The 11536-nt window shown below is 62.6% G+C and carries 10 protein-coding genes; 6 read left to right on the top strand and 4 right to left on the bottom strand.

Annotation, left to right across the window (positions count from 1 at the left end; genetic code table 11):
• Nucleotides 1-58 precede the first annotated feature (58 nt).
• On the bottom strand, nucleotides 59-268 hold the full coding sequence (locus Q1A32_RS03780; RefSeq protein WP_299609391.1) for a hypothetical protein: 210 nt from the start codon (nucleotides 266-268) through the stop codon (nucleotides 59-61).
• Between the two features lie 162 nt (nucleotides 269-430).
• Between Q1A32_RS03780 and Q1A32_RS03775 the strand changes: the two genes are divergently transcribed.
• A complete protein-coding gene (locus tag Q1A32_RS03775; RefSeq protein WP_299649742.1) occupies nucleotides 431-2071 on the top strand; it encodes a hypothetical protein in 1641 nt (546 codons plus the stop codon).
• Nucleotides 2072-2114: 43 nt separating this feature from the next.
• On the opposite strand, the gene Q1A32_RS03770 is transcribed toward Q1A32_RS03775, so the two are convergent.
• Nucleotides 2115-2279: a hypothetical protein gene (locus tag Q1A32_RS03770; protein WP_299649739.1), complete on the bottom strand. Its 165-nt coding sequence runs from the start codon at nucleotides 2277-2279 to the stop codon at nucleotides 2115-2117.
• On the opposite strand from Q1A32_RS03770, the gene Q1A32_RS03765 reads away from it, so the two are divergent.
• The gene (locus Q1A32_RS03765; RefSeq protein ID WP_299649735.1) at nucleotides 2265-3251 is read left to right on the top strand and encodes a phosphatase PAP2 family protein; all 987 of its coding nucleotides are present in this window, start codon (nucleotides 2265-2267) and stop codon (nucleotides 3249-3251) included. The genes Q1A32_RS03770 and Q1A32_RS03765 overlap by 15 nt on opposite strands.
• Nucleotides 3248-5446, top strand: coding sequence for a hypothetical protein (locus Q1A32_RS03760; RefSeq protein ID WP_299649732.1), 2199 nt, complete (start codon nucleotides 3248-3250; stop codon nucleotides 5444-5446). Before Q1A32_RS03765 ends, Q1A32_RS03760 begins: the two co-directional genes overlap by 4 nt.
• A gap of 4 nt (nucleotides 5447-5450) precedes the next feature.
• Here the strand turns inward: Q1A32_RS03760 and Q1A32_RS03755 are convergent, their stop codons facing one another.
• Together Q1A32_RS03755 and Q1A32_RS03750 are read right to left on the bottom strand one after the other, a co-directional pair.
• Nucleotides 5451-6122 (bottom strand): hypothetical protein, encoded by a 672-nt coding sequence (locus Q1A32_RS03755; protein ID WP_299649729.1) that lies wholly within the window; start codon nucleotides 6120-6122, stop codon nucleotides 5451-5453.
• 19 nt (nucleotides 6123-6141) lie between these two features.
• Nucleotides 6142-7530, bottom strand: a complete 1389-nt coding sequence (locus Q1A32_RS03750; RefSeq protein ID WP_299649726.1) for an MORN repeat-containing protein — start codon at nucleotides 7528-7530, stop codon at nucleotides 6142-6144.
• A 289-nt stretch (nucleotides 7531-7819) separates the two neighbouring features.
• Here Q1A32_RS03750 and Q1A32_RS03745 point away from each other — a divergent pair, with 289 nt between their 5' ends.
• The 3 genes from Q1A32_RS03745 (at nucleotide 7820) to Q1A32_RS03735 (ending at nucleotide 11509) form a co-directional block, all read left to right on the top strand.
• A complete protein-coding gene (locus tag Q1A32_RS03745; RefSeq protein WP_299649723.1) occupies nucleotides 7820-9478 on the top strand; it encodes an NAD+ synthase in 1659 nt (552 codons plus the stop codon).
• A gap of 102 nt (nucleotides 9479-9580) precedes the next feature.
• Entirely contained in the window at nucleotides 9581-10612 is a 1032-nt protein-coding gene (locus tag Q1A32_RS03740) for a Hint domain-containing protein (RefSeq protein ID WP_299649720.1), read from the top strand.
• 84 nt (nucleotides 10613-10696) lie between these two features.
• A complete protein-coding gene (locus Q1A32_RS03735; protein ID WP_299649717.1) occupies nucleotides 10697-11509 on the top strand; it encodes a PHB depolymerase family esterase in 813 nt (270 codons plus the stop codon).
• Nucleotides 11510-11536 lie beyond the last annotated feature (27 nt).

The raw sequence follows: 11536 nt of genomic DNA, 5'->3' as shown, positions 1-11536 counted from the left end.
CGGCCCACGTGATCTGTTGGGACACGGGGGGCTGGCTGAAAAATGGTTTCAAATACGGTTACAGGTCTTCCTTGTGTACGCGGTCGGACAGTTCGATCAGCCAGTACAAGGTCTCGGCCTGATCCTGCGACAGGTCCGGCAGGCCATGCATGGACTTGGCCACGGGGCGAAACTCGTCCCAGCGGATGTGGAAGTCGATCACGTCCCGCGCGGTCAGCGGCTCGCCGGTTGCGGCCGTACTTGGCAAGCATTTGGGTGTAATGATCATTGCGCATCTCCCATCCTGAAAGTCCCCCGACATGGGCGCAGGGTGTCCCTGAGGTGAACTATGGCAGGTCCGGTGGATTGCGGCGCGTGAATAAAGCGTGAAGTCGCTTTTTCGGACAGGGGAGTTCCGTTAACTTCTTTGTGTGGCGCTGGGGGAGTTTTCGTGGCTGGCAAAGTGCTTGAGATCAATCTGTTCGGTCCGTGCGTTGTGCGCAAGGCGGGCCAGAACGGCTATGAGATTACCGGAACCAAGCACAAGGCCCTGTTCGCCTTGCTTGCCACTGCGCCCTTTGGGCGTCGCACCCGCAGCTTCCTGCAGGACACGTTGTGGGGCCAATCCACGTTCGACAGTGGGCGGCAGAGCCTGCGGCGGGCGGTCTCTGACATCAAGGCGCTGCTGGGCGAGGATTTCGAGGACTTCCTGACGGCAACCCATTCCGAATTGACGCTGACCATGCAGAACGTGCGGTTTCTGGGCCGTCCGGGGGGCGCCACGTTCCTGGAAGGTCTGGACATCCGTGAACATGGGTTCGAGGAGTGGCTGAACAACATCCGGCAAAACCCCAGCCAGATTTACGGGCTGTTCAGTACCGCCCACCAACCCCCACCGCCGTCCATTCTGCCAACCGTGGCCGTTGTGCCGTTCCGGCTGATCTCGAGCGACCAAAGCATGAGCGTCATGGGGGATTTCGTGGCCGAGGAAGTGTGCCGGTCGCTGTCGAAATCCAGCCTGATGTCGGTGATCTCGCATATGTCGGCGCGACAGTTGAGCGTGCAGAACCTCGATACTCAGACCATCCAGAACACCCTTGGGGCCCATTACTGCCTGAACGGATCGCTGCGCACGCAGAATCTGAATGCCACGCTGGACGCCGATTTCATCGACACGTCGACGGGACGTATCCTGTGGACCAGATCCTTTACCGCGCCTATCGCCGATTTCCTGTCATCCAAAAGCGAGGCCATCGCAGAGCTGACAACCGCCGTCGGGCGCATGATTGCCTCTGACACCGTGCGCTATGCCCGGGGCCGCCACCTGTCTGATCTGGAGGATCACCGCCTGCTGCTGGCCGGGGTCGGCATGATGCACGAGCTGAAACTGGCAAGCTTTGCCAAGGCCCGCCAATTGATCGAGGAATCCGTCGCCCGCGCGCCCCATGCTGCCGAACCACTGGCGTGGTTGGGCGACTGGTACATCATGTCGATCTGGAACGGGTGGAGTTCGGATGCCAAATCGGATGCGCTGCTGGCCTCTGAATTCACGCAGCGGGCGTTGGATCTGGACCCGGACAATTCGTTGTGCCTTGCTGTGGACGGGGTCGTCCATTCGGCGCTGAACAACAGTCAGGGCGTTGCCGAAAAACGGTTCTCAAAGGCTTTGGAGGTCAACCCCAACGACGCGATGTCGTGGCTGTTCAGCGGTGTGACCCATGCCTTCCGCGACAATTCCGCGACGGCGGTCGAATATGTGGAAAAGGCGCATCGCCTGTCGCCGATTGACCCGTTGGGATATCTGTTTCATTCCTTTGCATCTTTTGCTCACGTGTCTGCGGAAGAGTATGAACAGGCGGTCGAATTGGCTGACCTGTCGCTTGAATTGAACGCGCGTCACGTGTCGACCCTGCGCACCAAGCTGTGTGCCCATTATCACTTGGATCAGCATGAAGAGATGATGCAGACGGGCCAGCGCCTGCGCCGTCAATTGCCGTATTTCGATTTGGAGGAATACCGCCAGAAGCACCCGGCCGCGGATTACGACGTTGGCCGTCGCATGGTCACTGCGCTGCAAGCGGCAGGTTTTTAAGGCAAGATTTTTTGCGAATAATTCAGGGGATTTAGTAATGTCATTATTCGGGCCATTTCACGCCGGTCATGCGGGCCACGCTGGCCATGCAGGACACGCGGGGCACGCGGGCCATGCCGGTCATGCCGGTCATGCAGGACATGCCGGGCACGGTGATGCGTATGCCGCCGGAGGCGCGGTGCAGGCCAGTGCAATGGCTTTGGTTCATCTGGCGGGCACCGATGATTATCCGCCTCTCGGGGCCGGGGGGACGCTTGATCCGAATGCGACCACCCACATGGGGCGTTACGGTCAGGATGTACGCGCGACACTGTTGACGATGGAGTTCCTTGAGGCCTTCAAGGCGGTCTACACGTCTGATCCCGATGCGGGGTGCGTGGCATTGTCGTGGGCGGGTACGGACTTTGCGCGCTTTGTGCCTGCGACGGCCACGACCTTGTCCACTCAGGTCAATCTGGTGCGCTATTACATGGATCAGCGCGGCGATCGTGCGTCCGAGATTATCACCCAGACCGGGGGCATCACGCAGTTCTTTGCCCCGGTGCTGGGGGTGCCTGCCAGCCGGTCGACCCATCTGATCGAATTGATGTTGCTGGTTCAGCATCTGGCCGGGATGGCCTCCATGCCTGCCAAGCACGCGCTTGCCTGTCGTCGTCCCGATGAACTGGACAGCCGTCTGGTGCCGCTTGTTCCGACGCCGTCCCATGGCAGCATGCCCAGCGGCCACGCCACGCAGGCCGCTGCGGTGTCGACCGTTCTGGTGGCCTTGCTGGATGCCGCGGGGCAGGGCGTCAGCCATCTGTCCGAGCGGCGTGCCATGATCCGGGCCACGGGCCACCGGGTTGCCGTCAACCGCACCGTGGCGGGCGTGCATTATCCTATCGACAGTGCCGCCGGGTTCATGATCGGCATCAATGTGGGTCGGATCATTGCGGCCCTTGGCCAGAACGCGAAGGCGGAGTTGACCTGCTTCTCCTTTGATCCCAATGACGCGGAGGCCCGGAGCGCCGATTTCATCCTGCGCGACGCCATGGCCCTGTTCGAGCCTGCGTCTGCAACACCGCTTCCCGGGGTCACGATGCAGCGCGAGACCGTCGGTATGCCTTCTGACGACAGCAAGTTTGCGTGGCTGTGGAGCCGCGCGCAGGATGACATCAAGCATCTGCTTGCGTCGGCATGAGTGTGCAGGTGCCCTATGCGCGGTGTGCGCAAGGCCCGTATGAGAATTGGGTCCATGGGTTGGGTCAGGCCTATGCCCATCCGGGGCTCGACCGTGCGTCTGACGTGTTGTCCTGTGTCTTCGAGGCGGATGACCCGTTCGCGATTGGCGATGTGCCGGGGCATTGGTCCACCGGGCAGGGCACGTTTCGGACCCCGGTGTTGTGGTCTGCCAATGGCTTCAGGTCGCGCTTTGTCCCGGCCTTGTTTTGCGAGCGTGATGACGCGCCAAGCGACACGCCTGCGCAAGGTTTGAAGCTGTTTGCCGATGCTGTGAACGAGACCCCGGTGCCAACCGTGGCGGGGCAGGCGGCGGGTTCAGAGGTCGTTGCCCATGTGAACTATCCCGTGCGCGCGCCGACCCTGTGCGCAGATTGGAGCGACAGCGCCGCACCTGACCCCGCACCGCAGCAGGACGCTATTGTTATTGTCGCCATCGTGGATGACGGCATTCCCTTTGCCCATCGCAACTTTATCGCGGCATCCGGGCGTGGCACGCGCATTGAGTATTGCTGGTCCCAGTCCGCCACCAAGGCGGGTCAGCCGATGCTGTTTGGTCGGGAATATGACAAGGCCGCCATTGACGCATTGTACCGCCGTCACGGTGGCGATGAGGGCGCCGTGTATCAGGCTGCCGGTCTGGCCGGTGGGGGCGATCCGACGGTGCGGTTTCCGCTGGACCGGATGTTTTCGCACGGGGCGCATGTGCTGGACAGTCTGGCGGGGCAGACCCCCGGACATGGCGACCCCAGGCAGGACCGCGTACAAATCATTGCCGTCGATTTGCCCGCCATGGCGAGCGCCGATACCTCGGGCTTTGGCAAGGACATGTTTGTTCTGTCGGCCATGCATTACATCTTTGATCGGGCCGAGCGCATTGCGGCGGCTTATGCGGCCCCCGGCGCGCGTGTGCCGCTGGTGATCAACCTCAGCTATGGTCATTCATCGGGGCCGCATGATGGCAACGGGCTGGTCGAGGCCGCCTTTGACGAGATGATCGCGGCCCGCCGTGCCCACCACCCCACGGCCGTGGTGCTGCCCTCGGGCAACATGTTCATGCAGAGCATTCACGCGGTGATGACAGAGCCGCATTTTGCGCAGGCCACCGGCCCTGTGGCTCTGGATTGGTTTTTGCCCCCCGATGATCGCACGTCGAGCTTTCTCGAGATCTGGTTTCCCGATGGTGTGAACCCGGATGATCTGCGTGTGGAACTGGTGCCGCCTGCGCACGCGCGTCTGGATCAGTACGCGTTCGCCTTTCCGGCGGCGCAGACCGTCGCCCATGCTCCCGTCACCAAGGGCGGTGCACCGATTGGTCAGCTGTCGACCGAGCGGTGCCGTGGGGGGCGCTGGCGCCATGTGGTGGCACTGGCCCCGACGGATGTGGGGCAGGATCAGACCCCGGCGCCTGCCGGGCGCTGGACGCTGCGTGTGACCAAGCGCATGGCCGACCCCGTGCCCGGATACGCCACCGATCCCACCCAGCAGATCAAGGCGGGCGGTCTGCAATTCTGGATACAGCGCGATGAGGATTTCGCGGCCAGCGGGTCCGGGGCGCGCCAAAGCTATTTCATCGATCCGCACAACGCCCTGTACGCCGATGACGGGCGTTTGGCGGAGATGGATTCGGGTCCCGGGGCCGCCCTTGTGCGCCGTTTCGGCACGATGAGCGGGATGGCCACGGGCGCACATGTGCTGCGCGTCGGAGGCTATGACGAGATGACCTTGCGGGCGGCGCGGTACAGTTGTGCAGGTGCCTTGCGCGCCAAGGACGGGGCGTCGCCAGAGGTGATGCCCGCGGGCGCGCAAGTGCAGCTTTCCGCAGTGTCGGAGCGGTCTGTCACGCAGCCGGGCATCGTGGGGGCCGGGACACGCAGCGGCACCTATATCGCGCAAAGCGGGACATCATCAGCCGCCCCGCAGGTGGCGCGGGCACTGGTCGACATGTTTCTGGACACGCCGTCCAGCGCGATGACGACGGTGGCGGACTATCTGGACAAGCTGGACGTGCAGACGGGCACGGGCGATCCGAAAGGGCCGGATCGCTTGGGCCATTATGTTTTGCGCCAGCCGCGCCAGTCCGGTGCGGCAGACGAGCAGGTGCGAATAGATTTGATGGTGCAGGCCCGGTCCGTGGATCCGGTCGCCGGGGCCTGAGTGCCTAGTCCCCGGCTGCGACGCAGCTGTCGAAGCCGTCGATGTCACGCTCTTTGCTGATCTTGTCCGAGCAGGTTGTGACCTTCTGAACGCAGGCCATGTCCAGGGTTGGGAACTGGCATGTGGTCATGGCGGCAAGGATGGCCTGCGATGCTGCATCTTCCCACTCCTGCCCGGCGGCGGCCCCTTCGATAGTCAACCCCAGGGCCTGTGCAATCGGGGTGCCTGCGCCCTCCATCGTCCATGTGCTTTGCAGGTCCGAGCCATCCGACAAGGTGAGGCTGGCGGTGACGGCGGGTGCCTCGATCAGGTCATGCAATGTGCCGAATGCGGGTGCGGTGCCTTCACCGTGCCAAAGCCTGTCGCGCAGGGTGCGGCCTGTGCTGTTGGCAAATTCGACGACGCGGCCGGGTTCGGAGCGTGCTTCGATCACCTTGCTGTCGAACCCTTCGGGCGTCAGCGTTGCAACCTGTCCTTCGGGGGCGATGTCTGCGGCACCTTCGGGCAGGGTGATCAGGGCATAGACCCGTCCGATCGGGTTGCGATAGAGGTGCAGGGTGGTGCCATTGGGCGCGGTGCTGGCCGCGGCGTTGGTGTCAAACCCGTTCACCGGGTCGGTAAATCCGTCGACAAAGCGCCACTCGGCCCAGGCAGGTGCACCGCAAAGCAGGCACATGAGGGTTGCGGCGGCGGCCCTAGCTGTCTTCGTTGAGCGCACCGCTTTCCCACTCGCCTGTGGCTTCCTCGCCGGTGGCGTAGCGCATGGTGCCCACGCCCTGACGCTTGCCGTTCTTGAAGGTGCCTTCGTACACGTCGCCGCTGGCATAGGTGGCCACCCCTTGCCCGTTGATCTCGCCCTGCTGCCATTCACCTTCATATGTGAAGCCCGATGCCATGACGATCTTGCCCGTGCCGTGGCGCTGACCATCCAGAAATTCGCCGGTGTAGACCGTGCCATCCGGATAGGTGGCCGTGCCCGTGCCTGCCCGTTTGCCATCTGCCCACGCGCCTTCATACCGGTATCCATCCGCATAGGTCATCACGCCTTTGCCATGGTTGCGCGCGTTCTTGAACCCGCCTTCGTAGACGATGCCGTTCGGGTAGGTGATCTTGCCCTGACCTTCGATCACGCCTGCGATCCATGCGCCTTCATAGACGGAGCCATCCGTATAGGTGATCTTGCCCGTCCCCTGGGGCAGGTCATCGACGAACTGCCCCTCGTAGACCGAACCGTCAGGATAGGTCACCCGGCCCGTGCCTTCGATCTGCCCTTCGGCCCATTGGCCGATATAGGTGTATCCGTCATTGCCGATAAAGGTGCCCTGACCATGGCGGCGGTCATCGGCGAACTGCCCGTCATAGACGTCGCCGTTGCCATAGGTCACGCGGCCCTTGCCTTCGCGCTTGCCCGACAGGAGCGCACCTTCGTAGACGTCGCCATTGGGTTGGGTGAGCGTGCCTTTGCCGTCGATCTGGCCGTCCGCCCACAGTCCCACATAGATCAGACCGTCAGGTGTGGTCAGCTTGCCCTCGCCCTGCCGTTTGCCCGCGTCGATCTGGCCATCATAGACAGAGCCATCGGGATAGGTGATCACCCCCATGCCCTGTTTGATGCCGTCGATCCAGTCGCCCTTGTATTCATAGCCGCTTGGGGATTGCATGACCCCCTTGCCATGGTGCTTGGCGTTGCGAAACTGGCCTTCGTAGCGTACGCCATTGGCGTAAAGTGCCACGCCTTCGCCCACGATGGCCCCCGACAGCCATTCGCCTTCATAGGTGCCCCCATCGGCAAAGGTGATCTTGCCGAAGCCTTCGGGTTTGCCCTTGGAAAACGTGCCTTCGTAGACCGACCCGTTGGGAAAGCGGGCTGTGCCGGTTCCCTTGATCTCTCCGTCCACCCACTCGCCGGAATATTCGTAGCCATTGGGCAGGCGGTACGTGCCCTCGCCATGCTGGAGGCCGCCGCGGAAGGTGCCTTCGTAGACGCCGCCATCATCGTATTGCTTGGTCAGCACATTGCCCGACTGGGCCAGCGCTGCCCCCGGCAACAGGCATAGGCAGAAGATCAGACCGCGCACGGACATGGCTCACCTCTCAGATTCGTTGGCCTGCCCCACCTTTGGCAAGCGGGGAAAGGGTAAGACAGGGGGCGGCGAGGGGCAATGGGGTTCAGGTCGACGTGATCCGAAGGACGCGCGTGCGCGCGACACGATCCATTTCTGGCCATTTCTGGCTGACGAGGGGGCTGTCTGCCCCCTCGAGCTCCCCCGAGGATATTTGCAGCCAAGAGAAGGAAGAGGTGGTGGTGTCGCGGTGGGTTCCCTCGGCCCGGCTTTCTGCTACATGAGCCGGGACGTTGAAGGAGCGCCAGCCATGGCCGATAGATTTCGCATCACTCTGGGTCAGTTGAACCCCACCGTCGGGGATATTCCCGGCAATGCCGCCAAGGCCCGCGCCGCGTGGGAGGCGGGGCGTGACGCGGGGGCTGATCTGGTTGCTCTGCCCGAGATGTTCATCACCGGCTACAACGCGCAGGATCTGGTGATGAAGCCCGCCTTTCACACGACCGCCATGCGCGCGGTCGAGGCCTTGGCCGAAGACTGCGCCGATGGTCCGACCCTTGCCATTGGGTGCCCCTGGACCGAAGGGGCGGAGTTGTTCAACGGCTATCTGATTTGTCGGGGCGGCAAGATCGTCAGCCGTTTGCTGAAACACAACCTGCCCAACGAGACCGTCTTTGACGAGGTGCGCATCTTTGATGCAGGCCCCTTGGGCGGTCCGTATTCCGTGGGCAACACCCGTGTGGGCAGCCCCATCTGCGAAGATGCGTGGCACCCGGAAGTGTCTGAAACCTTGCAGGAAACCGGGGCTGAGTTTCTGCTGGTCCCCAACGGATCCCCCTATTACCGCGACAAGTTCGAAACCCGCCTGAACCACATGGTTGCGCGCGTCGTCGAGACCGGTCTGCCGTTGATCTACCTGAACATGGTTGGCGGGCAGGACGACCAGGTCTTTGACGGGGGCAGCTTTGCCCTGAACCCCGGCGGCGCCCTTGCCCTGCAACTGCCCGTCTTTGACGAGATGGTGGCCCATGTCGATCTGGAGCGCGGGCCCAAGGGCTGGCGCGTCGTCGAGGGCCAAAAGGTGCATCACCCCGATGCGTGGGAGCAGGATTACCGGGTCATGGTCACGTCCTTGCGTGACTATTGCGCCAAGACCGGGTTCAAGAAGGTGCTGCTGGGCATGTCCGGTGGGGTGGATTCCGCCCTTGTGGCCACCATCGCCGCCGATGCGCTGGGCCCCGAGAATGTGCGCTGCGTGATGCTGCCGTCGGAATACACCTCCCCCCATTCGCTGGAGGATGCAGAGGCCTGTGCCACCGCGCTGGGCTGCCACTATGATTACGTGCCGATTGCCGAGACGCGGGCGGCGGTGACCTCGACCCTCGCGCCGTTGTTCGAGGGGTTGGAGGAGGGCCTGACCGAAGAGAACATCCAGAGCCGTATTCGTGGCCTGCTGCTCATGGCCCTGTCCAACAAGTTTGGCGAGATGCTGCTGACCACTGGCAACAAGTCCGAGGTGGCGGTGGGTTATGCCACGATCTATGGCGACATGGCGGGCGGCTACAATCCCATCAAGGATCTCTACAAGACCCGCGTGTTCGAGACGTGCCGCTGGCGCAATGCCAACCATCGCGACTGGATGATGGGCAATGCGGGAGAGGTGATCCCGGACCGGATCATCACCAAGCCGCCCAGCGCCGAGTTGCGCGATGACCAGAAGGACAGCGACAGCTTGCCGGACTATCCTGATCTGGACGCGCTGCTGGATATTCTGGTGGATCAGGACGGATCGATTGCCGATTGCGTGGCTGCCGGGTTTGAACGGGACGTAGCGCAGAAGGTGGAGCGGCTGATTTACCTCAGCGAATACAAACGCTTCCAATCGGCACCCGGGGCACGGCTGACAAAGCGGGCGTTCTGGCTGGACCGACGCTATCCCATCGTGAACCGGTGGCGCGACCCCAGTTGATTTGGCGAAAATTGTCGACAGAAACTGAACGAAACGGGCCTTGGGTTTAACGCGCCATTCGCGCCTTCGTGGTTTTGGTGTGCGGGAAAGGACCCGTGCACCATGCCGCTTACATTTTACGCAGAAGACAATGAATTTGCGGCTGCAACCGATGACAACGTCAACTCAGGCGACGGCACCAGTACGTTCGACTATCCCCCCACGTCCACCAAGAACCTGGTGATCACCTCGCACGCGGATGATGATGATGCGCGGCTGTTCGAGGTGGGCGAAACCTATACACTGTCGTTTCAGGGCAATGGCGGCACGTCGATCGAAAACGCGACCGTGATCCGCAGCGATCCGCTGACCGGCAATGAAGGGGCCGTCGTGTTCGAGGGGCTGAATCCGCAGGGCGATTTGGTGCAGGTTGTCTGGTCGCCCAATTTCGATCTCGAAGGGTGGTATTTCGACAATTTCGACCAAGGCCAGTCGCCCGGGTTTTACACGACAGATCAGGATGCGCAGCAATACAGTTTTGCCTGCTTTGCGTCCGGCACGCTGATCGATACCGTGGCAGGTCCGAAACGCATCGATGATATCGTGACGGGCGACCATGTGCCGACCTGCGACGGGCGCACGGAGCCTGTGTTGTGGGTCGCGTCGTCGACCGTGCCCGGGCTGGGGCGCGGCGCGCCTGTCATCCTTGAACCGGGTCTGCTGGGGGCCGAGGCGCCCTTGACCGTATCCCTGCAGCACCGCGTTCTTGTCAGCGATCCCCGGTGCGAAGCGCATTTCGGCGCGTCCCAAGTGCTGATCCCGGCCGGTCATCTGATCGACGGACATCAGGTCCGGCGCGAAAATAGAAAGCTGGTCACTTATTTTCACCTGCTGTTTGAGCGGCACGAGGTCATTCGTGCGCATGGGTTATGCAGTGAAAGCCTGCTTTTGGGTGACGACATGCGCGGCGTAATGTCTGAGGCGGCGTATGTCCGGTTCGAGGACGCGTTTGGTGGTCGTTTCCCGGATCGCCCGGCGCAAGCCACCGCACGCCGGGTCTTGCGCAAGCGTGACGCCCCGCTGGTGCGCAAATGGCTGGGCCTCAAACCACGTGATCAAACAGTAAACCCGCCAAGTTTCTTTTATGCCGCCTGAAGCGCCGGACACGGGCATGTGAATTGCGGGACACGCCAAGCTGGGCAAGGTGGACACACCCTTTGCCAAGCCGGACCGTGACACATGATTGCTCGACTTCTCTCTGCCTGCATTGCCGGACTGTTGCTCAGCGCCCCGGCGATGGCATGCGGCCCCGACACCGATTGCGTTCTGGGCGACCGGCACTATCGGATCGCGCTGCCCGAGGGGCATGATGGGGTGACACCGGTGGGGGCGATTGTTTTTGCCCACGGCTACCGCGGGTCGGCACAAGGCACGATGCGCAACATGAACATGCGCCGGATGGTGTCGGACATGGGCCTTGCCTTTGTCGCCGTGAAGTCGGCAGGACCGGACTGGGATTTGCCCGGCTCCCCCAGTGACATGGACAGCACCGGCGCGACCGAAATGGCGTATTTCGATGCGGTGGTGGAGGATATCACCACGCGCTTCAGGGTCGACCCGGACCGGATCATGATGTCGGGGTTTTCGGCAGGTGGCATGGTGACGTGGGAATTGGCGTGCAACCGGCCGGGCCTGTTTGCAGGCTTTGCCCCGGTGTCGGGCACCTTCTGGCAAGGCCCACCCGACACGTGCACCGCCCCGGCCAGCGTGATCCACATCCATGGCACCGCAGATCGCACCGTGCCCCTGTCGGGCCGCCCGATTGGCGACACGACCCAAGGCGATGTGGCCGCAGTTCTGGCGATGTACCGGGATTTGGGCGCGTTCGGGGGCGTTCAGACCAGCGAGGCACTAGACGATCTCAGCTGTCAGCGTCAGGACAATGCGGCAGGCGATGTCCTTGAATTTTGCACGTTTCCGGGCGGTCATTCGTTCCGCCGCAGTTTTCTGAGCTATGCCTGGGATCGGTTGCGCGTGGCTGGAAAAGTGTAAGGCGGACCTGTTGGTCCGCCTTGTCCT

This window comes from uncultured Tateyamaria sp. (genome assembly GCF_947503415.1).
In the GTDB taxonomy this organism is placed as follows: Bacteria; Pseudomonadota; Alphaproteobacteria; order Rhodobacterales; family Rhodobacteraceae; genus Tateyamaria.
This window is presented reverse-complemented; position numbering and strand designations above follow the sequence as displayed.